This window comes from Nocardia noduli (assembly GCF_019038455.1).
GTDB classification, from domain to species: Bacteria; Actinomycetota; Actinomycetes; order Mycobacteriales; family Mycobacteriaceae; genus Nocardia; species Nocardia noduli.
Genome location: NZ_JAFMPL010000047.1, coordinates 1 through 22,649 on the forward strand (window position 1 = coordinate 1; position 22,649 = coordinate 22,649).

22 protein-coding genes are annotated in these 22,649 nt (G+C 67.8%); 14 read left to right on the forward strand and 8 right to left on the reverse strand.

The window, feature by feature from the left end:
• Positions 1 to 172: 172 nt before the first annotated feature.
• The gene (gene chsH3 / locus JZ792_RS23115) at positions 173 to 1,033 is read right to left on the reverse strand and encodes an enoyl-CoA hydratase ChsH3 (RefSeq protein ID WP_216913240.1); all 861 of its coding nucleotides are present in this window, start codon (positions 1,031 to 1,033) and stop codon (positions 173 to 175) included.
• A gap of 108 nt (positions 1,034 to 1,141) precedes the next feature.
• Positions 1,142 to 2,851: a 3-oxosteroid 1-dehydrogenase gene (kstD, locus tag JZ792_RS23120; protein WP_216913242.1), complete on the reverse strand. Its 1,710-nt coding sequence runs from the start codon at positions 2,849 to 2,851 to the stop codon at positions 1,142 to 1,144.
• A 101-nt stretch (positions 2,852 to 2,952) separates the two neighbouring features.
• Between kstD and JZ792_RS23125 the strand changes: the two genes are divergently transcribed.
• From JZ792_RS23125 to JZ792_RS23170, 10 genes are all read left to right on the forward strand, one after another.
• Positions 2,953 to 4,599: an FAD-binding protein gene (locus JZ792_RS23125; protein WP_216913244.1), complete on the forward strand. Its 1,647-nt coding sequence runs from the start codon at positions 2,953 to 2,955 to the stop codon at positions 4,597 to 4,599.
• Between the two features lies 1 nt (position 4,600).
• Positions 4,601 to 5,386, forward strand: a complete 786-nt coding sequence (locus JZ792_RS23130) for a 2-keto-4-pentenoate hydratase (RefSeq protein ID WP_216913246.1) — start codon at positions 4,601 to 4,603, stop codon at positions 5,384 to 5,386.
• A 47-nt stretch (positions 5,387 to 5,433) separates the two neighbouring features.
• Positions 5,434 to 6,345 (forward strand): acetaldehyde dehydrogenase (acetylating), encoded by a 912-nt coding sequence (locus JZ792_RS23135; RefSeq protein ID WP_216913248.1) that lies wholly within the window; start codon positions 5,434 to 5,436, stop codon positions 6,343 to 6,345.
• A gap of 11 nt (positions 6,346 to 6,356) precedes the next feature.
• Positions 6,357 to 7,391, forward strand: coding sequence for a 4-hydroxy-2-oxovalerate aldolase (dmpG, locus tag JZ792_RS23140; protein ID WP_216913250.1), 1,035 nt, complete (start codon positions 6,357 to 6,359; stop codon positions 7,389 to 7,391).
• A 146-nt stretch (positions 7,392 to 7,537) separates the two neighbouring features.
• On the forward strand, positions 7,538 to 8,554 hold the full coding sequence (locus tag JZ792_RS23145; RefSeq protein ID WP_216913252.1) for a hypothetical protein: 1,017 nt from the start codon (positions 7,538 to 7,540) through the stop codon (positions 8,552 to 8,554).
• On the forward strand, positions 8,539 to 9,477 hold the full coding sequence (locus tag JZ792_RS23150) for a hypothetical protein (protein WP_216913254.1): 939 nt from the start codon (positions 8,539 to 8,541) through the stop codon (positions 9,475 to 9,477). The genes JZ792_RS23145 and JZ792_RS23150 overlap by 16 nt, the downstream gene beginning before the upstream one ends.
• A 40-nt stretch (positions 9,478 to 9,517) precedes the next feature.
• Positions 9,518 to 10,003 (forward strand): hypothetical protein, encoded by a 486-nt coding sequence (locus tag JZ792_RS23155; protein ID WP_216913256.1) that lies wholly within the window; start codon positions 9,518 to 9,520, stop codon positions 10,001 to 10,003.
• A 9-nt stretch (positions 10,004 to 10,012) separates the two neighbouring features.
• Positions 10,013 to 11,737, forward strand: coding sequence for an asparagine synthetase B family protein (locus JZ792_RS23160; RefSeq protein WP_216913258.1), 1,725 nt, complete (start codon positions 10,013 to 10,015; stop codon positions 11,735 to 11,737).
• Between the two features lie 16 nt (positions 11,738 to 11,753).
• Positions 11,754 to 12,500: a hypothetical protein gene (locus JZ792_RS23165; protein ID WP_216913260.1), complete on the forward strand. Its 747-nt coding sequence runs from the start codon at positions 11,754 to 11,756 to the stop codon at positions 12,498 to 12,500.
• A 170-nt stretch (positions 12,501 to 12,670) separates the two neighbouring features.
• Positions 12,671 to 13,207 (forward strand): hypothetical protein, encoded by a 537-nt coding sequence (locus JZ792_RS23170; RefSeq protein ID WP_216913262.1) that lies wholly within the window; start codon positions 12,671 to 12,673, stop codon positions 13,205 to 13,207.
• 49 nt (positions 13,208 to 13,256) lie between these two features.
• Here JZ792_RS23170 and hsaB read toward each other — a convergent pair whose 3' ends face one another.
• From hsaB to hsaA, 4 genes are all read right to left on the reverse strand, one after another.
• The gene (gene hsaB / locus JZ792_RS23175) at positions 13,257 to 13,859 is read right to left on the reverse strand and encodes a 3-hydroxy-9,10-secoandrosta-1,3,5(10)-triene-9,17-dione monooxygenase reductase subunit (RefSeq protein ID WP_216913264.1); all 603 of its coding nucleotides are present in this window, start codon (positions 13,857 to 13,859) and stop codon (positions 13,257 to 13,259) included.
• On the reverse strand, positions 13,856 to 14,761 hold the full coding sequence (gene hsaC, locus JZ792_RS23180) for an iron-dependent extradiol dioxygenase HsaC (protein ID WP_216913266.1): 906 nt from the start codon (positions 14,759 to 14,761) through the stop codon (positions 13,856 to 13,858). The genes hsaB and hsaC overlap by 4 nt, the downstream gene beginning before the upstream one ends.
• Positions 14,762 to 14,825: 64 nt before the next feature.
• Positions 14,826 to 15,710: a 4,5:9,10-diseco-3-hydroxy-5,9,17-trioxoandrosta-1(10),2-diene-4-oate hydrolase gene (hsaD, locus tag JZ792_RS23185; protein ID WP_216913268.1), complete on the reverse strand. Its 885-nt coding sequence runs from the start codon at positions 15,708 to 15,710 to the stop codon at positions 14,826 to 14,828.
• A 12-nt stretch (positions 15,711 to 15,722) separates the two neighbouring features.
• Positions 15,723 to 16,886 (reverse strand): 3-hydroxy-9,10-secoandrosta-1,3,5(10)-triene-9,17-dione monooxygenase oxygenase subunit, encoded by a 1,164-nt coding sequence (gene hsaA, locus JZ792_RS23190; protein WP_216913270.1) that lies wholly within the window; start codon positions 16,884 to 16,886, stop codon positions 15,723 to 15,725.
• Between the two features lie 198 nt (positions 16,887 to 17,084).
• Here hsaA and JZ792_RS23195 point away from each other — a divergent pair, with 198 nt between their 5' ends.
• A complete protein-coding gene (locus tag JZ792_RS23195; RefSeq protein WP_216913272.1) occupies positions 17,085 to 18,299 on the forward strand; it encodes a 3-ketosteroid-9-alpha-monooxygenase, oxygenase component in 1,215 nt (404 codons plus the stop codon).
• Complete coding sequence (locus JZ792_RS23200; protein WP_216913274.1) at positions 18,299 to 18,628, forward strand: hypothetical protein; 330 nt, start codon at positions 18,299 to 18,301, stop codon at positions 18,626 to 18,628. The genes JZ792_RS23195 and JZ792_RS23200 overlap by 1 nt, the downstream gene beginning before the upstream one ends.
• A gap of 87 nt (positions 18,629 to 18,715) precedes the next feature.
• Here JZ792_RS23200 and JZ792_RS23205 read toward each other — a convergent pair whose 3' ends face one another.
• Both JZ792_RS23205 and JZ792_RS23210 read right to left on the reverse strand, forming a co-directional pair.
• On the reverse strand, positions 18,716 to 19,126 hold the full coding sequence (locus JZ792_RS23205; RefSeq protein ID WP_216913276.1) for a cupin domain-containing protein: 411 nt from the start codon (positions 19,124 to 19,126) through the stop codon (positions 18,716 to 18,718).
• Positions 19,127 to 19,154: 28 nt separating this feature from the next.
• Complete coding sequence (locus JZ792_RS23210) at positions 19,155 to 20,195, reverse strand: saccharopine dehydrogenase NADP-binding domain-containing protein (protein ID WP_216913278.1); 1,041 nt, start codon at positions 20,193 to 20,195, stop codon at positions 19,155 to 19,157.
• A gap of 92 nt (positions 20,196 to 20,287) precedes the next feature.
• Here JZ792_RS23210 and JZ792_RS23215 point away from each other — a divergent pair, with 92 nt between their 5' ends.
• Positions 20,288 to 21,472: a helix-turn-helix transcriptional regulator gene (locus JZ792_RS23215; RefSeq protein ID WP_308165410.1), complete on the forward strand. Its 1,185-nt coding sequence runs from the start codon at positions 20,288 to 20,290 to the stop codon at positions 21,470 to 21,472.
• Positions 21,469 to 22,620: a phosphotransferase family protein gene (locus JZ792_RS23220; RefSeq protein WP_216913280.1), complete on the forward strand. Its 1,152-nt coding sequence runs from the start codon at positions 21,469 to 21,471 to the stop codon at positions 22,618 to 22,620. The genes JZ792_RS23215 and JZ792_RS23220 overlap by 4 nt, the downstream gene beginning before the upstream one ends.
• Positions 22,621 to 22,649: the final 29 nt, after the last annotated feature.

The following is a 22,649-nucleotide window of genomic DNA, read 5'->3' on the forward strand; positions in this document are numbered from 1 at the left end:
CCCTCCGCCTCGCCTGGGCCCCCATCGCCGCCCCGATCCTGGTGATCCTGCTGTACGGCACGATCATCCAGGGCCTGGCAGCACGCAGACCCCGCACCGCAACCGCGTCACCGAGGCGGTAGACACCCGGTTTCCGAACCGAGCGCCTACCGGACCGTCTCGTGTTGTTGGCCTATTCGAACCAGAGGGTGACGTCTCCGAGGACCGGGGCGTCGTCCCGCTCGACCACCGTCGCGGCGATGGTGAGCGCGTTGTCCGCTCGCCAGATTCGCGCGCGGATGGTTTCGCCGGGATACAGGACCCCGGCGAAGCGGGCGCTGAATCCGGTGACGCGGGCGGCGTCGGAGTCGAGGACGGTGTCGGTGGCGGCTTTGCAGACCATGCCGTAGCTGCACAGTCCGTGCAGGATCGGGTTCGGGAAACCCGCGCCGCGGGCGAACCCGGGATCCGAATGCAGGGGATTGCGGTCGCCGGACATGCGGTAGAGCAGGGCTTGTTGCGGCAGGGTCGGCACGGTCACGTCGAAATCCGGTGCGCGGTCGGGCAGTTCCGATTTCGCGCTCGGTCCGCGCTCGCCGCCGAAACCGCCTTCGCCCTTGGCGAAGATGGAGGAACGGCTGGTCCACAGCGTCTCACCGTCGGAGCCGACGATCGTGTGCTCCTGCACCACCACGGCCGAGGATCCCTTGTCCCACAGTTCGGTGATGCGGGCCTTGCGGGTGGCCTTGCCCGAGGTCGGGATCGGCCCGTTCAGCCGCACCTCCTGGAAGCCGTGCACCACTTTCGCCAGGTCGATATCGATACCGGGGAAGACCACCGTCGGCGGTTCGGTGTCGTGGAAGGTCGGTGCGACGGCGGCGAAGGTCGGCAGCACCTGCGGGGCGCGGTCGTCGAGGTAGCGCAGTTCGGCGGGGTCGGTCCAGCGCGCGCCCGCGCCGAGACCCAGGTGGTAGAGCTGGATATCGGAGGGCGTCCAGGCGAACGCGAGGTCGGGCAGTTCGGCGCCGAGCGCGATCTTCGGGTCGATGGGCATCGGTTCTCCCTTTGTGGATAGGTGTGGACAGAACACCGCCGCGGAACGGTCCGCCTGTCCATTGTGTCGGGGGCGGAAGCCGAACCGCGGCGTGCGCGATGGCGGGGCTCAGGCCTCGGCGGCGGCTTTGGCCGAACCCGCCTTCTTGCGTTCGGCGATATCGAGGACGGCCAGGTAGCCGAAGGTGATCGCGGGACCGATGGTCGCGCCGGGCCCGGCATAGGTGTGGCCCATGACCGGGGTACTCGAATTGCCGGAGGCGTAGAGCCCGTCGATGACCGAATCGTCTTCGCGCAGTACCCGGCCCGAGGTGTCGGCGACCAGGCCGCCCTTGGTCCCGAGGTCGCCCGGCACGATCTTGGCCGCGTAGAAGGGCCCCTGCACCAGCCCGGCGAGGCAGGGATTCGGCTTCACGGTCGGATCGCCGTAGTAGCGGTCGTAATGGCTGTTACCACGGCCGAAATCCTCGTCCTTGCCGGATTCGGCGAAGGTGTTGAACCGGGTGACCGTCGCGGCGAGGTTCTCCGCGGGCACTCCGATCGTGCTCGCCAACTCCTCGAGGCTGTCGGCCTTGACGATGTTGTCGTTCTCCATCCAGCGTGACGGGAACCGCAGTCCGGGCTGGAGTCCGGCGAAGATGTAGCGGTTGCGGTAGCGCTGATCGAAGACCAGCCACGCGGGAATGTTCGCGCCCGGCCCGTCGCCCTGACCGTATTCGCCGCCGTACATGGTGTGCACGGCCTCGACGTACGGCGCGGATTCGTTGCCGAACCGCTCGCCGTCCGGATTGACCATGATGCAGCCGGGCAGATTGCGTTCGGCCAGCGCGAACCACGGCCTGCCGCCCTTGAAGACGGTCGGGCCCCACCAGGCGTCCTCCATGAAGCCGACCGCGCCGCCCGCTTCCATGCCCGCGATGATGCCATCGCCGGTGTTGGCTGCCGCGCCGGTGGTCCATTCGGTGCCGATCGGCTGACGCTGGTACTTGGTGCGCATCTCGGCGTTGTGCTCGAAACCGCCGCTGCCCAGTACCACGCCGTATCTGGCCGTGAAGCGCACGGTCTCGCCGTTCTGTTCGGCCTCGACCCCGGTGACCGCGCCGTTCTCGACGACGAGTTTCGTCAGCGGGGTGTTCAGCAGCAGTGGCACATTCGCGTCGAGCAGACCTTTGCGCATGGCCGCGATGATGGCCTGCCCCATCACCATCAGGTGTTTGTTGGTGAATTTCGCCCAGTAGGTGCGCGCGCCGACCCGCATGGCCCGCATGATGCCCTTGGGGTGGCGGCGGATGAGATTGAGTCGCACGAAATCGGCCTGGGTCACCGCGACGTTGAGCGGCGCCTTGGCGTAGGGCGGTTCCAGGTTGAACCGCTCCTCGCCGAGGATCTTGGCGTCGAAGGGTTTGGGTTCGCACGAGCGGCCTTCGCCCTTGCCGCCGGGCGCTTCGGGGTAGTAGTCGGAGTAACCGGGCACCCAGCGCATCTTCAGCGGAGTGTGATCGAGGACGAAGTCGAAGGCTTCCGCGCCGCGGTCGATATAGGTGTCGATCCGCTCCTTGGGCACCACGTCGCCGATGATGCTGTGCAGGTAGGTGCGGGCGACGTCGCGGTCGTCCGGTCGCCCCGACGCTTTCAGCGCCTTGTTGCCCGGGATCCACACGCCACCGCCGGAACGGGCCGTCGAACCACCGTAGTGGGCGGCCTTCTCGATGATCACCACGCTGAGCCCGTGGTGCGCCGCGGTGAGTGCGGCGGTCATGCCCGCGGCGCCGCTGCCGACCACCACCACGTCATATTCCCGATCAGTCATGTAGAACACGTTATAGAATGATGGCGCCTCTGGTCTATGTTGTGTGGCAGAAGACTTGCTAGGCATTCCACTAGACGGGAAACTCGTTTCAGTTTCAGACCGGAGTGAATATGGGCCTCGAATGGGACCTGACCGCGGACGTGGTCGTCGTCGGGTACGGCGCGGCGGGTGCGTCGGCCGCGCTGGAAGCCACGGCGGCCGGTGCGCAGGTGCTCGTCCTCGAGCGGTTCACCGGGGGCGGCGCGTCTGCCCTGTCCGGCGGCATCATCTACGCAGGTGGCGGCACCTGGGTCCAGAAAGCGGCCGGGGTCGAGGACTCCGCCGAACAGATGCTGGCCTATCTGCGCCGCGAGGTCGGCACGGCCGTCGCGCCGGAGACCCTGCGCCGTTTCGTCGACCAGAGCCCGGCGATGATCGACTGGCTCACCGGACACGGCGTGCCCTTCGAACCCTCGCTGTGTCCGTACAAGACCTCCTATCCGAACGACAGCTACTACCTGTATCACTCCGGCAGCGAGGTCTCCGGCTACGGCCGCGAGGTCGCCGAACCCGCCCAGCGCGGTCACCGGGTCAAGGGCAGGGGCACTTCGGGTAAGAAACTCACGGGGCCGCTGCACGCTTCCGCCGCCCGTCGCGGTGTGCGCGTCGAAACCCTCACGCGGGCAACGGCGCTGATCACCGATGACAACGGCGCGGTGATCGGGGTCGAATGTCTCTCGCTGCGTGAAGCGCCCGGCCGGGTACGCGATCGCTACACCAGGATGGCGAAGGTCGCGGCCAAACCCGGCATCTACTACCCGCCACTGCGCCGAGCGCTGGAGAAACAGCTCGACCGGCTCGATCGCCGCTACGGCAAGACAATCAGGGTGCTCGCGCGTCGCGGTGTCGTGCTCAGCGCGGGCGGTTTCATCGCCAATCGCACGATGATGGCCGAATACGGCCCGCTGTATCGCCACGGTCTCGCGTTGGGCAGCAGCGGCGACGACGGCAGCGGCATCCTGATGGCGCGCGAGGTCGGCGCGGCCACCGATCGGATGGGCAATATCTCCGCCTGGCGATTCCTGCTCCCGCCGAGTTCGTTCACCGGCGCGGTCCTGGTCGACGCCGCGGGACGCAGGGTCATCGACGAGACCCGCTACGGCGCGGCGGTCGGGCACGCCCTCATCACCGAACACGACGGCAAGGGCTGGGTCCTCGCCGACGACCCACTGATGCGCAAGGCGATCTCGCAGATCGGCGAACAGGGCGCCTGGTTCCAGCGCGCCCAGTTCGAGGCGACGCGGCGGCGGGCCGTGCGCGGGAACACCCTGGAAGCCGTCGCGGCGAAGGCCGGTATCGACCCGGCCGGTTTGCGCGCGACCGTCGCCGCCCACAACGCCGCCATCGAGAACGGCACACCGGACCCCGTCGGCAAACCCGCCGAATTCACCGAACCCGTACGGACCGCGCCGTTCTGGTTGTTGGATGTAGGTATCCACCCGAGCGTCATCAACCCCTGTCCGATGCTCACCCTCGGCGGCGTCGTCGTGGACGAGTACACCGGCGCGGTCCGGTCGACCACCGGCGAGACCATCCCCGGGCTCTTCGCCGCCGGACGGACCGCGGTCGGCATCTGCTCGGACTCCTACGTCAGCGGACTTTCCCTCTCGGACTGCGTCTTCTCCGGTCGCAGGGCGGGAGCCAACGCCGCCGCCGATCCGGTCGCGGTATCCGAGCGGGCGATCGCCCTCGACTCCATCACAGCGGAAGGAAATTAGCGTGCTGTCCGACGCGGTACGGATCCAACTTGCCGAGGAACTCGATGTCGCCGAACGCGAACGCGTCGCCATCGACAAGCTGGTCGATCGACATCCCGATATCGACGTCGTCGATGCCTACGAGATCCAGCTCATCAATATCCGGCGCAAGATCGCCGCGGGCGCCGAAGTGGTCGGCCACAAGGTCGGCCTGTCCTCGAAGGCGATGCAGCAGATGATGGGCGTCGACGAACCCGACTACGGTCATCTGCTCGCCGATATGGAGGTCTTCGAGGAGGCGCCGGTCGACACCGGGCGCTACCTGTTCCCCCGGGTGGAGGTGGAGGTCGGTTTCGTGCTCGGCGCCGATCTGCCCGGCGCGGACTGCACCGAGCAGGACGTGCTCGCCGCGACCGTCGCCTACGCGCCCGCGATCGAACTGATCGACTCGCGCATCAAGGACTGGAATATCGGCCTGTGCGACACCATCTCCGATAACGCCTCCTCCGCCGGTTTCGTCCTCGGCCGCGAACGCGTCGTGCCGAAGGATATCGATATCAAGGCGATCGACGCGGTGCTCACCCGCAACGGCGAGGTCGTCGCCGAAGGCCGCAGCGACGCGGTACTCGGCGATCCGGTCATCGCGGTCGCGTGGCTGGCCCGCAAGGTCGCCTCCTTCGGCGTACGGCTGAAAGCGGGCGACATCGTGCTGCCCGGGTCGTGCACGCGCGCGATCGATGTCCGTCCCGGCGACAGTTTCCACGCGGACTTCGCCGGACTCGGCTCCGTCCGACTGCAATTCACCTAGACCTTCAACCCTGCCGGCGCCGCCGGCTGCCCCCCAGGAGGCCAATCGTGTCCGATCACGGGACCGTCACCGCCGCGATCGTCGGGTCCGGCAATATCAGTACCGATCTGCTCTACAAACTGCTCCGCTCGGAGAAGATCGAGCCGCGCTGGATGATCGGGATCGACCCGGAGAGCGAGGGTTTGAAGCGGGCCGCCGGTCTCGGACTGGAGACCTCGCACGAAGGCGTCGACTGGTTGCTCGCCCAGCCCGAACTGCCCGACCTGGTCTTCGAGGCCACCTCGGCCTATGTGCATCGGGCCGCCGCGCCCCGCTACGCCGAAGCCGGTATCCGGGCCGTCGATCTCACCCCCGCCGCCGTCGGCCCCGCCGTGGTGCCGCCGGTGAATCTCGGCGGCAATATCGACGCCGCGAACGTCAACATGATCACCTGCGGCGGGCAGGCGACCATTCCGATCGTCGCCGCCGTGTCCCGCGTTGTCGCCGTGCCGTACGCCGAGATCGTGGCGTCGGTCGCCTCGGTGTCGGCCGGGCCCGGCACCCGCGCCAATATCGACGAATTCACCAAGACCACCTCGCGCGGCGTCGAGACCATCGGCGGCGCCGAACGCGGTAAGGCGATCATCATCCTGAATCCGGCCGACCCGCCGATGATCATGCGCGACACCATCTTCTGCGCGATTCCCGAGGACGCCGACACCGACGCCATCTCCGAATCCGTGCACCGCATGGTGGCCGACATCCAGCAGTACGTGCCCGGCTACCGGCTGCTCAACGACCCGCAATTCGATCCGCCGTCGGTGATATCCGGTGGCATGGCGAAGGTCTCGGTCTTCGTCGAGGTCGAGGGCGCGGGTGATTTCCTGCCGCCCTACGCGGGCAATCTCGACATCATGACCGCCGCGGCCACCCAGGTGGGCGAGGTCATGGCACAGCATATCGTCTCGGCTCGGGTATAGGAGCTTCCACCATGACCCTCTGGACCGAATTCGACATCCGCGTCACCGATACCTCGTTGCGTGACGGATCCCATCACAAGCGCCACCAGTTCACCGGTGAGGACGTGCGCAATATCGTCGCCGCGCTCGACAGCGCGGGCGTGCCCGTCATCGAGGTCACCCACGGTGACGGACTCGGCGGCTCCTCGTTCAACTACGGGTTCTCCAAGACCCCCGAACAGGAACTGGTCAAGATCGCGGCCGAGACCGCGAAACAGGCCAAGATCGCCGTCCTCATGCTGCCCGGCGTCGGCGTCAAGGAGGACATCAAGATCTCCCAGGACAACGGCGCCTCCATCTGCCGCATCGCCACGCACTGCACCGAAGCCGACGTCTCCATCCAGCATTTCGGCCTGGCTCGCGAACTCGGTCTGGAAACCGTCGGCTTCCTGATGATGTCGCACACCCAGCCGCCCGAGGCGCTGGCGAAACAGGCCCGCATCATGGCCGACGCGGGCTGCCAGTGCGTCTACGTGGTGGATTCGGCGGGCGCGCTGGTACTCGACGAAGTCTCCGACCGCGTCTCGGCGTTGGTCGCCGAACTCGGTGACGACGCCCAGGTCGGTTTCCACGGCCACGAGAACCTCGACCTGGCCGTGGCGAATTCGGTGTACGCGGTGCGCGCGGGAGCCAAGCAGATCGACGGCAGCGCACGCCGTTTCGGCGCGGGCGCGGGCAACACCCCTGTCGAAGCCTTCGTCGGAGTCTGCGACAAGATCGGCGTCAAGACCGGTATCGATTTCTTCGCCATCGCCGACGCCGCCGAGGACGTGGTCCGCCCCGTCATGCCCCAGGAATGTCTGCTCGACCGCCAAGCCCTGATGATGGGTTACGCGGGCGTCTACTCCAGCTTCCTCAAGCACGCCGAACGTCAAGCCGAACGCTACGGCGTCTCCGCCGCCGAAATGCTCGTCCGCGCGGGCAAACGCAAACTCGTCGGCGGCCAGGAGGACCAACTCATCGACATCGCCCTGGAACTGCGCCGCGAACAGGCCGCCAACGCCTGATCGGCCGGAGTTGCCGGGAATTGTCCGGGGTGTCATCGGCGGTTCGCGCACTGCGGTCGCGCTATTGCGGTTGATCGGGTATGCCGTACCTGTGAGGATCCAGTTTCGTCGGCGGCGGGGCCGTGGCGTGTGCGGATGGATGACAGATGATCTGTCCGCACTGTAGCCAGAACCTGCTGCGCCGGGAGCGCGGTGACCGGCGGTGTTCGAAATGCCGCCGGGTGTTCGCGCTGGAACCGAAGGAAAGTGTGCTCGGCCTGCACGACATCCGGGTGCGCAAGCTGGCCGAGCGGCTCGGGGACGGGCGGAATCTGCGGTACACGACACCGCAACTCTGGTACGCGGCCTCGCGCAGGAAATTGCCGGATCTGCGCGCGAAATACATCGGGCGGCGATTCCTGCTGTCGGTGCCGATCGGTATCGCCACCTTCGTCCTCGCGCTGACCGGCCTGTTCCCCGTGCTGGTCGTCATCGGTGTCGGTATCGGCGCGCTGATACTGGTGAATCTGCTGCTGACCGCGCTCCGCCCCCGCTACCTGCGTCGGGCCCCGGTGCGGATGCCGGTGCCCTACGACCGGTTCCACAAGGAGGTGGTCGGCCGGTGGTTGCAGGTCTACGGCTACCCGCCGCCCGGCTCGGTGAACGAGCGCGCCGATATGCCGCCGGCCCCGGCGAGCCCCCGGATCGCGGTGCTGTGCCCGGATCGCCATGTGCTCACCTGCCTTTCGGCCAACAATGTGTCCCAGACCTGGGGGATGGTGTTGTCGAATCGGATCGATCGGCTGCCGCCGAGCGTCCCGGTTCTGGTGCTGCACGACGCGAGCGTGCCCGGTATCGCCTTCGCGAGCGAGGCCCGCGCCGCGCTGGGCTCGCGGGCGGTGCCGGTCGGTCTGGCTCCTCGGGCGCTGATCGGCAAACCGAAGGCGCTGTGCCTGCGTGACGGGCAGCCGTCGGAGACCGACGTGTCACGACTGCGCGGCGAACCGCTGTCGGAGGCGGAGACCGCCTGGCTCGCCGACGGCTGGTGGTCACCGCTGGCCGCGGTGCCGCCGGCCAAACTGCTCGCGGCACTGGACAGCGCGATGCGCCGGGTCGAGGAAGCCTCCGACCCGGATCGTCAGCGCGCCCGCGCGGTAGGTTTCCTCACGTGGCCGACCGGGTGAAAGCGCAGGTGCTCGGCCGGGCGCTGCGCGTCGCCGCCCTCCGCGCCGGTGCGCCGAGCGATATCCGATTCACCGAACGTCAGCTCTACTACGAGGTCTGCCGCGTGCTGCTCCCGGTGCCGCGCGGACTCCGGCGTCCCGCCTTCACCGTCGCCGCCCCCGTGAGCTACGACGACTTCCGCACCGCGCTGCGCGAGCACGGCCCGATCCCCGGTCTGCTGACACCGCGACCGGCTCGCCCCCGCCCCGCAGGTCGGCACACCCCGGAACCGGATCTGTTCGACTACGGCCTGCCTCGCCTGCTGATCTGCGAATCCGACGACATCGCGCAGATGTTGCGCGCCAACGGTGTTCCGATGGAATCAGCCTGCCCGGTGCTGAGCGCCGCCGAACTCCCGCTCGATCCGCGCGTCGCGGGAATGCTCGAGTTGGTCGAAGGGTCAGCCGTGTATCTACTCCACGACGCGAGCGCCCACGGCCTGACTTTCCCCGATCGCGTGCGCGCCCTGACCCCGATCCCCGACGGAGTGCGCGTGGTGCCGCTGGGACTTCGCCCCCGTCAGGCGGGTTCCCTGCACTCGACCCACCTGCCGGTTTCCACCTCCCGGTCCGCCCGGTCGGAAGACGAGGTCGACCGGACGACGGACCCGCGCCCACCGTCGGACGATCCGACCTCCCCGCGTCCCGACCCCGCGGACGCCCAGCCCGCACCGGCGACCGCCCCGATCGATCTCGAATCCACGGTCGACCCCTGGGAAAGCGCGTGGCTGCGCCGGAACAGATATGTCGAGGTCGACGCGGTCCGCCCGGCCTCGCTCCTGCGCACCGTGCACCGCCTCGTGCGCGAGGTCCGCCCGCGCGGCGCCTCGACGCAGTGGGGTCGTGTCCGCACGACCGGTTTCCTGACCTGGCCCACCGCATGAAACCCACCGCATGAAACCCACCGCATGAAAGGGGCTGCTCATGTCGGTGCGACGGCAAGTCACCTATTCCGATGAACTGCTCACCGACGGCACCGTGCACCGGCGCTATTCCGACGGTCGGCAGGAGTGGCGTTCGCGCGGGCCCGGCACCACGGTGTCCTGGCGAGACGACCGCGGCAATTCCGGAATCGATGAACCGCTGGGCCGCAGCATGGTGAAGCGCGTCTTCAGCAACGGGACAGTGCTGTACGGGAGGGAATCCGGGTACGGGCGAACCCTGTGGAGCGACGGACTGCTCACCGTCAACCGTTCCTCTTTCGGCGGAAGGCTCGGCGCGATCCTCGCCGCGGTGGCGGGCGGCGCGTTGCTCGGCGGTCTGATCATGCCCCCGGATTTCATGTCGGCGGCCGAGGAGGACGAATTGCGCAGACAGGCGGCGACGCAGCCCTCCGGTTCCGACAGCGGTTCCGACGACTACGGCTCCTGGAGTGACGACTCCGATGACGACGGCGGCGATTTCGGTTAGGGGAGAGCCATGTCTCGCTGGTGCGCGTTCCTGACCTCGGACGATCCGTCGGGGGCCGTCCGGGCTGTCGGTGGCGATCCGGTCGCCGTGACCACCCGCCACGCCCTTGGCCTGCTCCCCGGATCCGGCGCTCCCGCCGGATATTTCACCTCGGGTGAGCTCACCGCCGTCGGCGCGGTCACCCTGTTCAACGCCGCGAAACTGCGCGCCGCGCTCGGCGCCGACGCGCCACCGCCGGATGCCCCGGACGGCGAACTGCTGCTGCGGATGTACGCGCGTTTCGGCAACGCCGGAATCGCCCGTGCCGACGGCATGTTCGTCCTCGCCGTCGCCGACGGCCCGGATCTCGTGCTGTTCCGCGACCACGTCGGCACCCGCACCCTCTTCTACGCTCGAGCGGGCCGTTCGTGGGCCGCGTCGGGTTCGATTCGCGCCGTGGCCGATTGGCCCGCGCTGCGCACCGGCCTGCACCTGCCCGCCGTGCGCTCGTTCCTCACCTTCGCCTACCTCCCCGGCCGCGAAACCCTCTTCCGCGACGTTCACGAGGCCCTGCCCGGTCGCTGCCTCCGCCTGCGTCCCGACGGAACCTCCGTCGAGGAAACCTATTGGGAGCCCGCCGAAACGACCGACGACCGCTCCGCCGCCGCGCACGCGCTCGACCTGCGCGCCCTCCTGGAAGACGCCACCGTGCGACGCCTGCCGGTGGGCGAACCGGTCGGCGTGCTGCTCTCGGGCGGTATCGACAGCAGTCTGGTCACCGCCCTCGCCGCCAAGAACCACGATCAGACGGTGCGTTCGTATTCGATCGCCTTCACCGGGACCACCCCCAACGAACTGGCCTACTCCGGGCTCGTCGCCGCGCACTGCCATACCGAGCATCGCGTGCTGACCGTGCCGGGGGAGACCGTCGCGGCCCGGCTGGCCGAGACGGTGGCACTGCTCGACTGCCCGGTCGGCGATCCGCTGACGGTCCCCAATCTGCTGCTCGCCGAAGCCGCGGCCGCCGACGGCGCGCGGGTCGTGCTCAACGGCGAGGGCGGAGATCCGGTCTTCGGCGGTCCGAAGAACCTGCCCATGTTGATCTTCGAACTCACCCGCGACGATCCGGATCCGACCGCGAGGGCCCGCGCCTACCTCGACAGTTACCGCAAATGCCACGGCGACCTCCCGGTCCTGCTCAGCCCCGATGTGCTCGCCGCGCTCACCGACGCACCGCCCCTGACCGACCTGCTCGCGCCCACCCTCACCGCGGGCGCGATGACGAGTCTGCTCAACCAGCTGTTGCACACGAATCTGCGCACCAAAGGCGCGCACCACATCCTCACCAAGGTCGAACGGCTCACCGCCGCCAGCGGATTGGAGGGACGCGCGCCGCTGTTCGACCGCGCCGTCATCGACCACGCCTTCCGGGTTCCGCCGCGTTTCAAACTCGCGGGCGCCACCGAGAAATGGATTCTCAAGGAGGCGGTCCGGGATCTACTGCCCGCGACCATCGTCGACCGACCCAAGAGCGGAATGCGGGTGCCGGTGCAGCAGTGGCTGGCCGGTCCGCTGCGCGATCTCGGCCACGATCTGCTGCTCGGCCGCTCCGCGCGGGCTCGCGGACTGTTCCGCGAGGACACCATCCGAGCCTGGTTGCGGGGGGACGGTGCGCTGCTGCCACGTCAGGGCGGCAAGCTGTGGCTGGTGCTCTCGCTGGAACTGTGGTTGCGAGCATTCGACGTCGGTCCGTGAGAGGAGCCACCACCCCATGTCCGATCCCCGGATCAAGAACACCGCGGACGACGAGAACGAGATCCACGAGGTGGCCGACTTCGAAGACGCGGGCCGCAACACCGTGACACCCGTCGCGACCTTCCCCGCCGAGGTCGCCCTCGTGGTCGTGCAGACCTTCGCCGAGATCGTCAGGAAGGCGAAAACCCTGCGCGCCGCGACCACACCCGACGCCGACGGGATCGTCCGCTCGCAGACCTTCGAGGAGGGCGATGTCTACATGATCGAGAAACCCTTCGACGGATTCTTCGCCGACCGATACCTGATGGATTTCTACGATGTCGGCGAACGCGGTATCTGTTCGCGCATGCACCTGCACACCGGCCTGCGTTTCGTGCGCATGATGACCGGACCCGACACCCGGATCCGGGTCAGCAGTCTGTCGCCGTTCGAGGTGAATCACGTCGAAGGCGTGACCCCGTTCCGCCCCGAACGGTTCACCGACGATCTGCCCGACACCCCGCCCGGCGTGCACCGACCGCGATACAACGTGATCGTGCCGCCCTGTTCGTTCATGGATATGCAGATTCCGCGCGGGGTGAGTCATCAGTTCAACGCGTTCGGTCCGCACGCGGTGATCGATTCGGTGCATCCGGAGGAATCCATCGAGGTCTTCCGTGAGCAGATGTCCGGATTCCGGATGATGGCGCAGACGGTATTCCTGGCCGAGGAATCCCCCGACGCGGCGACCTGCGCCGAGGTCACCCTGCGTCCGCGCGCCTGATCGTTGTTTCGCGGACCTGCCGCGGGGGTTGTCCGCGCCCCTATACTGACAGGGCAGATCTGGTCGGGCGGTGCGGGATATACGCGCGTTCGGCGCTCAACGCATTGCTCTCGGTGGTCGCCCGCGAGTCGGAGCGAGCGATCGACGCCCCCTCTCGGAGGGAGATCAGCATGACCGATCCGACCCAGGTGAAAGCCTGTCTCACCTGCCGCGAATACGCCGATCCGGTGCTGGCGGCATTCCTGGTCCCCGAACCACTCGTCCACGGCGGCTGCATCCTGCACCTGCTGGAACAGACACCGCTGCGCGCGGGCCTGACGATGCCGCGCCCGGACCTGATGACCCTGATCCAGACCCAGGTCGATCCGCACAGTTCGGTCCGCGCCGAATTCCGTGCCCTTCCCACCCTGTCCGCCCGCCTGCCCGACTACGACCGCACCCGCGCCATCCTGCACGACCACCTCATCGACGACCCGATCCCCGTCGGCCTCGACACCGCGGACTCCGACGACATGGCCCGCCTGTCCCTGCTCCCCGAACACCCCATCGGCCCCCGCCGCGTCGACGACTTCCAGGACTACGCCGTCCGCCAGGCGATGCTCGCCATCTACCGCCACTTCGACGTCGACCAGGGCATCCCCCTCCTCTACCACGGCTACGCCGACCCGACCACCGGCTGGTTCGCCCTCCGCGCCGCCTCCGCCTGACCCCGAACATCGAACAGCCGCGCGGGCAACGCGCGGCTGTTCGCTGTGATCAGAGCCAGGTGTCGAGGGTGGTGGTGGTGAGGAAGTGGTCCAGGTCGGCTCGCCAGGGGGCCGGGGTGGTCTTGTCCGGTTCGATGGCGGTGTACTGGCCGCGGTAGAACAGCAGCGGTCTGCCGGAATCGGTGGATTCCGACAGGGCCTGCACGCGGCCGATGACGATGTAGTGGTCACCGCCGTCGATCACGCTGTCGACGGTGCACTGGATGGTTGCCAGCGCGTCGTCGAGCAGCGGTAGTTCCGAATCTGAGGTGCGCCAAGGGATTCCGGCGAATTTATCGGGTTCGCGGGAGCCGAACCGGGCGCAGGTCGGCTGCTGTTCCTCGGCGAGGACGTTGACGCAGAACCGCCCCGACTGTTCGATCGCCGCCCAGGACCGCGAGTTCTTGGTCGGGCAGAACAGGACGAGCGGCGGTTCCAGCGACAGCGCCGCGAAGGACTGGCACGCGAAACCGACGGGGGCTCCGTCGCCGTCGAAGGTGGTGATCACGGTGATGCCGGTGCAGAACTGGCCGAGCACGTTCCGGAACTGGCGCGCGTCGATCACCGGGCCGGCCGCCGGGCCCGCCACGGTTTCGCCGACCCCGTCCGTCATTGCGGTTTCATGCCGACCGTGAAGTCGTGACCCCACAGGCTCACGGCGGTGGATTCCCTGGCGATCCACGACTCGTCCTCGACTTCGAGTCCCTCGCAACCGAATTCGACGTCGAAACCGCCGGGCGTCTTCATGTAGAACGACAGCATCTTGTCGTTGACGTGCCGTCCGAGCGTCGCCGACATCGGAACCTTCTTGCGCAGCGCGCGATCCAGCGCCAGACCCACGTCGTCGGCGTTCTCCACCTCCAGCATGAGGTGCACGATCCCGCTCGGGGTCGGCAGCGGCAGGAAGGCCAGCGAATGATGGCGCGGGTTGCAGCCGAAGAACCGCAGCCAGGCCGGTTCGCCGTCGGCCGGACGCCCGACCATCTGCGGCGGCATCCGCATCGAATCGCGCAACCGGAAGCCGAGGACGTCGCGGTAGAAGACCAGTGCGGCCGCGTCGTCGGTGGTGCTCAGGACGACGTGGCCCAGACCCTGTTCCTCGGTGACGAACCGGTGCCCGTACGGGGTGACCAGGCGTCGGGATTCGAGCGCGACCCCGTGGAAGGCCTCCAGCGTATTGCCGGAGGGATCCTCGAACCGGATCAGCCCGTCGACGCGCCGGTCGAGTTTCTCCGCCGCGGTGCCCTCCTTGAAGGGCACCCCCGCCGCGTCGAGCCGATCCCGGACATCCTGGAGTTCACCGGCGTTCGCGGTCTCCCAGCCGGACACCAGAAGCCGATCCCGCTCGCCCGGCACGATGACCAGCCGGGCCGGGAATTCGTCCATCCGCAGATACAGCGACTCGGGATCGGAGCCGTTGCCCGCGACCATGCCGAGCACTTTGAGCCCGTATTCGCGCCACGCCGCCATATTCGCGGTCTCGATGCGCAGATACCCCAGTGATCGAATACCCATCACTTCTCCTGAGTGTTGCCGGACGCTCGGCCGGTGTCCGCGAGCGCCGCGCGATCGTGGTCCATCATCGCTCCTTGCCGCGCGAACCGGCGATGAAATCCGAGGCCAGCCGGTTGAATTCGTCGAATTTCTCCAGCTGCGCCCAGTGTCCGCAGCCACCGAAGACGTGCAGCTGCACCCTCGGCAGCAGTTTGGTGGCCACGATCGCGCCGTCGAGCGGGTTGACCCGGTCCTCCCGGCCCCAGATCAACAGCACCGGCTGGCGCAGTTTGTAGGCCTCGCGCCAGAGCATGCCCTGTTCGAAATCCGCGCCGGAGAACGATTTACCCATCGCCCTCGTCGCCGCCAACGATTCGGGCTGCCGCGCCGATTCGAAGCGTTCATCGATCAGTTCCTCGGTGATCAGCGACTGGTCGAAGACCATGATGCGCAGGAACGCTTCCAGATTCGCCCTGGTCGGTTCGTAGTTGAACTTCGCCAGATTCTTCACGCCCTCGGTCGGGTCGGGCGCGAAGACGTTCACGCTGAGCCCACCCGGACCCATCAGCACGAGTTTGCCCGCGAGTTCGGGGTAGTCGAGGGCGAAACGCACCGCGGCCCCGCCGCCGAGCGAATTGCCGAGCAGGTGAACGCGTTCGGTGATCCGGAGGTGATCGAGCAGATCCTTCAACGCCGAGGCGCTGTGCACGAAGTACTGCGGGTGCTCGGTCGGCTTGTCCGAGCGCCCGAATCCCGGCTGGTCCACCGCGAGCACGTGGAAATTCCGCGCCAGCACCGGAATGTTGCGGGAGAAATTCGACCAGGAGGACGCGCCGGGGCCGCCGCCGTGCAGCAGCACGATCGTCGGCCCGTTGCCGACCCCGGCCTCGTGGTAGTGCAGTCGGAGATCGGGACGCACCTGGGCGTACCGGGAAGTGGATTCGTAGGTGAGTTCCACCGTCGAGGTCACGACAAGGTCCTCCTAGACCATGGTGTCGGTGATCGGCAGGCCGAATTCGCCGGAGCCGAAGACCGTGTAGGCACGTTCGGGATCGTTGGCGGCGTGCACCCGCCCGGCGTGGGCGTCTCGCCAGAACCGCTGTAGCGGTGTGCCGTTGGCCAACGCGGTGGCGCCGGAGCTCTCGAACAGCTTGTCGATCGAGGCGATGGCGCGCCCGGTGGCGCGGACCTGGTCGCGCCTGGCGCGCAGCCGCAACTCGAACGGCACTTCCTCACCGGCGACGATATGCGCGTACTCGTCGGCGATATTGCCCGAGAGTTGACGCCACGCGGCGTCGATATCGCTGGCGGCCTCCGCGATGCGGACCTTGGCGAACGGATCGTCCTTGGCCTTCTCCCCGGCGTAGGCGGCGCGGATGCGCTTGCCCTGGTGTTCCACGTGCGCGGCGTACGCGCCGTAGGCCATGCCGACGATGGGCGTGGAGATGGTGGTGGGATGGATGGTGCCCCAGGGCATCTTGTACACCGGGTCGGTGTTCTGTTCCAGGCCGGGCGATTTCAGTTCGCTCATCGCGCGGAAGCTGAGGAAGCGGTGCCGCGGCACGAAGACGTTCTCGACCACGATGGTGTTGGAGCCGGTGCCGCGCAGGCCGACCACGTTCCAGACGTCGTCGATGCGGTATTCGGAGCGGGGGATGAGGAAGCTGCCGAAGTCGACGGGTTTGCCGTCCTTGATGACCGGGCCGCCGACGACCACCCAGTCCGCGTGGTCGGATCCCGAGGACCAGGCCCACGAGCCGTTGACGGTGTAACCGTCGTCGGTGACCACGCCCGCGCCCATCGGGGCGTAGGAGGAGGAGATGCGGACCTCGGTGTCCTCACCCCAGACATCCTGCTGCGCCTGCTGCGAGAACAGCGCCAGATGCCAGTTGTGCACGCCGATGATGCCCGCGACCCATCCGGTGGAACCGCACGCGCTCGCGATCTTGCGGACGGTGTCGTAGAAGACGACGGGATCGGCCGCGTAGCCGCCCCACTGCTTGGGCTGCAACAACCGGAAGAATCCGGTCTCCTGGAGCGCCTTGACGGTCTCGTCGGGCAGCCGCCGCAGGTCCTCGGCCTCCTGCGCCTTCTCGCGCAGTGTCGGCAACAGCGCTTCGACCCGTTCGGTCACTTCTTGCGTCATCTCGGGACCTGCTCCTGCCTGGTCGGATTGGTAACCGGTACTCATTTGCCTCTGAGACTAGAACAGGTTCTTATTTATGTCGAGAACCGGTGTTCCACGCGGGTAAAACAAGGACATGTGCTGGATGTGAGCGGAATCGCTGGCGTCGAACGCGACATTTTTGTAACGTGTTCTAGTACAGAAGGAGGAGGATTCGCGATGGCGGTTACCCCACAGGGGAGCGGTGCGAAAGTCCGCGAACTGGATGTCGGCTCGGTGCCGACCCGGTATGCGCGGGGATGGCACTGCATCGGCCTTGCCAAGAACTTCCGGGACGGCAAGCCGCACGCGGTGAGCGTCTTCGGCACCAAACTCGTGGTCTGGGCCGACAGCGAGGGTGAACTGCGGGTGCTGGACGCCTACTGCAGGCATATGGGCGGCGACCTGTCGATGGGCGAGGTGAAGGGCGACGATATCGCCTGCCCGTTCCACGACTGGCGCTGGTCGGGCACCAACGGCAAATGCTCGGCGATTCCGTACGCGCGCCGGGTGCCGCCGCTGGCTCGGACTCGCAAATGGACCACGCTGGAACGCAACGGTCAGCTGTTCGTCTGGCACGACCACGAGGGCAGTCAGCCGCCGCCGGAGGTCACCATCCCCCATATCGTCGGCCCCTACACCGACGAGAAGGGCGGCCCGGTCGAGCAACTCGACAGCGGCTGGACGGACTGGACCTGGAATTCGATGCTGATCGAGGGCGCCAACTGCCGCGAGATCATCGACAACGTGGTCGACATGGCGCACTTCTTCTACATCCACTTCGCCTTCCCGACCTATTTCAAGAACGTCTTCGAAGGTCATATCGCCACCCAGTTCCTGGAGACCAAGGGCAGGCCCGATATCGGCATGGCCTCCAAGTACAGCGGCGACACCCTGCTGAAATCGGAGGCGTCCTATTTCGGACCCTCCTACATGATCAACCCGCTGGTCAATGTCTACAGCGGTTACGAGGTCAAGAGCGTCCTGATCAACTGCCACTACCCGGTCACGCAGGATTCGTTCGTACTCCAGTGGGGCATCACGCTGGAGAAGCCGCAGGGCGTCGACGGCCCGACCGCCGACAAACTGGCGGCGAAGATGACCGAGGGCATCAGCGTCGGTTTCCTCCAGGATGTCGAGATCTGGAAGCACAAGTCCAAGGTCGAGAATCCGCTGCTCTGTGAGGAGGACGGCCCCGTCTACCAGCTGCGCCGCTGGTACGACCAGTTCTACGTCGACCTGGCCGAGGTCACCGACAAGATGACCCAGCGTTTCGAATTCGAGGTCGACACCACCAAGGCCAACGAGGCGTGGGAGGCCGAGGTCGCGGAGAATCTGCGGCGCAAGGCCGAATCCGACGCGGCCGAGGCGGCCCAGGCGGAGGCGAGTGTCTGATGTCGTCGACCTGGGCCAAGGCACCCGATTTCGCCGATCAGCCCGCGCGGCGAGCCGAAGTGCAGTCCCAGACCGTCGCCGACAGGAAGCGCTACCTGGAGGACGGGCTCACGCCGCTGACCTGTCACACCTGCCACAGTCGTGTGCTGGTGCGCAAGGCGAGTTCGCATCAGACCTCGGTGCAGTGGACGGACAATCCCGCCGCCCACTGCCCCGTCTACGCCGAACTGGCGGCCAAGGGCAATGCGCCCGGCCGTCCCGACTCCTGCCCGCATCTGGAGAAGACCATCAAGTGGGCGGTGGACGAGGGCGTCGTCGAGGTCCGGTGAGTGCACCCCGGCCGCAGCGGACATTCTGCGGCCGGGAACGCGGGTTCCTGCCCGTTCGCGGCGCGAATGACCGCTGAGGCCGGGTATTCAGTCGAGCCGGAAATCCGCGAAGTCGAATCCGGGCGAGACGATACAACTCACCAGCGCGTATTCCGCCCCCGACGGCCACGCCGCCTGGCTGACCCCGCCCGGCACCACCGCTTGGAGCACCTGCCCCCGCTCGACGTCGGGCCCGAGTATTACCTCTTCCCCGCCGATATCGAGCACGAGCGGCCCGCCCCGGTGCCAGAGCCACACCTCGTCGGAGGTGACCGTGTGCGGGGCGGACCGTTCTCCCGGCATCAGCAGGAAATAGATTCCGGTCGCGCTCGCCCGCGGTCCGGCATATCCCTCCGGGACGAATTCCACGGCGCTGCGCCAGGTTTCCCGATACCAGCCGCCTTCCGGATGCGGAGCCAGATCCAATGCCGCGGCCAGGTCGGGTCGATTCTCGGTCATCACCCGACTATGCCCGACAGCCGCGCTGTCACTCGATCCGCCACGTGATGCCGAACTGTTCGAGCGAGTCCAGGACCCGCACCGCGTCGAACGCCTCCGCCGGTGCGAGCGCGCCCGGTTTCGCCTCGCCTCCGGCCAGTCCGACCGCGATCTCGACCGTCATCAGACCGGAGTCGCGGTAGGAGTCCACCCCGCTGACCACGCCACGGACCCGTCCACCGTCGGCCCCGTACGCGTCGACGACGAGGTCGTAGCGCAGGTCCGCGCTCGGTGTCTCGGGCAGGGAGTCGACGATCTCGGCGGTGAACCCGCCGAGTTGGTCGAGAATCGAGGTCGCGACCACGCCTTCGACGGAGGAGACCTCCGAATGACGGGGGATGGTGAGCACCGGCGGCTGCGGGAATTTCGATACCGCGGTCGGCACGCTGTCGCCGGGGAAGGTCATCTCGGGGTGCCGGGCCGTCGTGCCGGTGCGCAATTCGCCGTCCGCGTAATGCCAGCCGCCCGAACGGAACCAGTCGAGTCCGGCGAGAACCGTTCGCGCGCTGCCTTTCGACCCGTTTCCTCCGCTCTTGCTCAGGTGGCTGATGACGATGTCGGCGGGGCCCGCGACCCGGCGCGACGTCAGGTAGGCCAGCAGGTCGGCGGGCAGGCTGTTGTCGGTGACCCCCGAGATCACCGTCACCCCGGCGGCTTCGGCACGCGCGGAGTACACGTCGAGAACCCGCTTCAGGAACAGTTGTTCGCCCGACACGTCGGTGTAGTGCGCGCCCGCGTCGATGGCGGCGACGAGCACCGGTTCGCCGTTGTCCACGTAGGCGGGCAGGGCGCTGATCACCACGTCGGCACCGGAGAAGGCTGCGACCAGCGCGTCGTGGTCGCCGAGATCGGCCACCGCGATCCGCGCGTCCGTCAGTTCCGCCGCGTCGGCGGCCGCGCGCAATCGGCCCGCGTCCCGGCCGACCAGGATCGCGGCGAGTCCGCGTCGGCGCAGTTCCCCGAGGATGTGGCCGCCGGTGATGCCGGAGGCACCGTAGACGGCGATGGTGGTGGTTTTCGTCGTTGTCATGAACTCACCGTATGGCGGCCGGGTGAGCCTTTGAATGGCTGAATCACTCTCTTCGATATCCGAAACACTCATATCGGCGCTAGGCTGGTGCGGTGGACATCCTCAGCGAGACCATTGCCGCGATCCGTACCGGCAACCCGGCCTCGGGCATGTTCGTCCGGCACGCGCCGTGGGGGCGGGAGTACCCGGTGGTGCCCGGTGCGGGGTTCCACGTCGTGCTGGAGGGGTCGTGCTACGTGGTCCCGCCCGCCGGTGTGACCGTGGCGTCGCTGCGGAGCGTGCCCGAATCATCCAGCGGTGCAGGAACTCTCGAAACATCGCCCACCGGGGCTGCGAATCGTGCCGGTGCTCGGTCATCGCGGATCGGATCACGTCCGGGCAGCGTCGGGCCCGCGACGTTCGGTTTGGAGCCGGGGTCGGCGACGATCGGCACGACGCCGGTCTCCTCGGCATCGGGTGTGGTCGCGCCCTCCAACCTCCCGGAGTCGCCGCAGAGGCGCAGCCGTATGCCCGCGACGGGTGTGCCCCTCGCACTGGAGACGGGCGACGTGTTGTTCATGCCGCGCGGCGCCGACCACTGCCTGGTCGACGACCTCGACAGCCCGGTCACCGAAGTCGCGATCCCCGGTGAACCCCGCTACATCCCGGGTTCGGGGGCGAAGACCGCATTGCTCTGCGGCGCATACGGACTCGGCAGGCAGCGCAGCCACCCACTGCTGGACGAACTCCCCGAATTCATCCACCTCCCGGCCGACTCCCGCCGCGATCCCGCGCTGCGCGGCGCGGTCGACCTGCTCGCCGCCGAGATGACCGAACCCAGACTCGGCAGCGACGCCGTCGTCCCCGCTCTGCTCGAAATGCTGCTGCTCTTCGCCCTGCGCTCCTGGTTCGACCAGCAGGCCACCGAGCACGCCACCGGCTGGGCCGCCGCGTTCGCCGACCCGGCCGTCGCCGTCGCCCTGCGCGCGGTGCACGAAGAACCCGCCCGCGCGTGGACGGTCCCCGATCTCAGCGATATCGCGGGCGTCTCCCGCGCCACCCTGGCCCGCCGATTCGCCGCCACCATCGGCGAACCCCCACTCGCCTACGTCACCCGCTGGCGCATGCTCACCGCCGCCCGTCTGCTCCGCGACACCGACGCGGCCCTGAGTGCGATCGCCCGAAAGGTCGGCTACACCTCCGAATTCGCCTTCGCCAAAGCCTTCAAACGCGAATACGGTCTGGCCCCGGGCAGGTACCGCCACACCGCCGACGAAACCCCGCTCATCGCGGTATGACCCGTCGGCTCGACCACAGCGCGACCCGCGCGGTACTCGACCGCCATCGCACGCTACTCGCCCGACTGCTGCGCGGCGATGAGGTGACGGAAGTGCGCGAAGGCCAATTCCACACCGTCGTCATGGGTTCCGAGATCGTCGTCTGCCTGGCCCGAACATCCGCCGCCGCGCGACGGCTCCCTCATCGTGCGGCTCGACTGGCCGCGCTCACGGGTATCGGTATCGGCGTCGGTGTCCCGAAACCCTTGGCGCTGAACATATCCGGCGATACCGCGTATCTTGTCACGACACGAGTTCCCGGTGCACCGCTCGACCCCGCCACCCTCGAAGACCCGGCCGTGCTGGAAGCCGTGGTGCGCGCTTGTCACGCCGTACTCACCGCTCTGTACTCGGTGGCCGGCGAGCGCTCTGTACTCGGCTGCGACGTCGATACCGTCCGCTCAGCCCCGTCCACCGGGTTCGAGTTCGGGCGACAATCGTCGGGCCCGACGGTACCTTCGCGCGACGTCGGTCCTGCTGATTGCGCACTGACAGGTGTCGGTCCTGCCAATTGCGCACCCGCCGACGTCGGCCCTGTCGAGCCGTTACCCGCCGACGTGCCCGGCGCAGCACCGGCTCGCCTCGCGCCGACACCGCCGCCCGATTCAGCGTGGCCCGCGACGATCCCTCTCGCTCACCCCGACCGCTGGGCCCGGTTCGCCGCCGATATCCGCACCCACCTGTACCCCCTCATGTCAGCTGAAGGCCGCCTCCGAGCCGATGTCGAACTGGCCGCGCTCGACTCGCTGCCGTACCGCACGAACGCACTAGTCCACGGCGATCTCGGCGGCGAGAATCTGCTCTGGGAAAAGAGTTCCACCGGTCCTCGCCTCGTCGGCATCGTCGACTGGGATTCCGCCTGCTTCGCGGACCAGGCAGAGGATTACGCGGCCCTGGGCGCGACCTTCGGCAATCGATTCCTGAGCAGGCTCGTCGAAATGTCCGACCCCGCCGTCACCGATGGCGCGAAAACCCCACCTTCGAGCCGTCCTGATCTCGTACGGCGCATCGCCGCTATCCGTGCGACTTTCGCCCTCCAGCAGGCCCTCGCCGGACACCGCGACAACGACCGGGGCGAACTCGCCGACGGTCTCGCCGGGTACCGGTGAGCTTCCGCCAGGCGGAAACGTCACGCGCG

Excerpts from the sequence above, each read along its gene's own strand:
- JZ792_RS23170 (WP_216913262.1), top strand. The coding sequence starts at position 12,671 with ATGACCGATCCGACCCAGGTGAAAGCCTGTCTCACCTGCCGCGAATAC.
- hsaC (WP_216913266.1), bottom strand. The coding sequence starts at position 14,761 with ATGGGTATTCGATCACTGGGGTATCTGCGCATCGAGACCGCGAATATG.
- JZ792_RS23125 (WP_216913244.1), top strand. The coding sequence starts at position 2,953 with ATGGGCCTCGAATGGGACCTGACCGCGGACGTGGTCGTCGTCGGGTAC.
- JZ792_RS23165 (WP_216913260.1), top strand. The coding sequence starts at position 11,754 with ATGTCCGATCCCCGGATCAAGAACACCGCGGACGACGAGAACGAGATC.
- JZ792_RS23205 (WP_216913276.1), bottom strand. The coding sequence starts at position 19,126 with ATGACCGAGAATCGACCCGACCTGGCCGCGGCATTGGATCTGGCTCCG.
- JZ792_RS23155 (WP_216913256.1), top strand. The coding sequence starts at position 9,518 with ATGTCGGTGCGACGGCAAGTCACCTATTCCGATGAACTGCTCACCGAC.
- dmpG (WP_216913250.1), top strand. The coding sequence starts at position 6,357 with ATGACCCTCTGGACCGAATTCGACATCCGCGTCACCGATACCTCGTTG.
- JZ792_RS23200 (WP_216913274.1), top strand. The coding sequence starts at position 18,299 with ATGTCGTCGACCTGGGCCAAGGCACCCGATTTCGCCGATCAGCCCGCG.
- JZ792_RS23210 (WP_216913278.1), bottom strand. The coding sequence starts at position 20,195 with ATGACAACGACGAAAACCACCACCATCGCCGTCTACGGTGCCTCCGGC.
- chsH3 (WP_216913240.1), bottom strand. The coding sequence starts at position 1,033 with ATGCCCATCGACCCGAAGATCGCGCTCGGCGCCGAACTGCCCGACCTC.
- hsaA (WP_216913270.1), bottom strand. The coding sequence starts at position 16,886 with ATGACGCAAGAAGTGACCGAACGGGTCGAAGCGCTGTTGCCGACACTG.
- JZ792_RS23160 (WP_216913258.1), top strand. The coding sequence starts at position 10,013 with ATGTCTCGCTGGTGCGCGTTCCTGACCTCGGACGATCCGTCGGGGGCC.
- hsaB (WP_216913264.1), bottom strand. The coding sequence starts at position 13,859 with ATGACGGACGGGGTCGGCGAAACCGTGGCGGGCCCGGCGGCCGGCCCG.
- JZ792_RS23195 (WP_216913272.1), top strand. The coding sequence starts at position 17,085 with ATGGCGGTTACCCCACAGGGGAGCGGTGCGAAAGTCCGCGAACTGGAT.
- JZ792_RS23145 (WP_216913252.1), top strand. The coding sequence starts at position 7,538 with ATGATCTGTCCGCACTGTAGCCAGAACCTGCTGCGCCGGGAGCGCGGT.
- JZ792_RS23220 (WP_216913280.1), top strand. The coding sequence starts at position 21,469 with ATGACCCGTCGGCTCGACCACAGCGCGACCCGCGCGGTACTCGACCGC.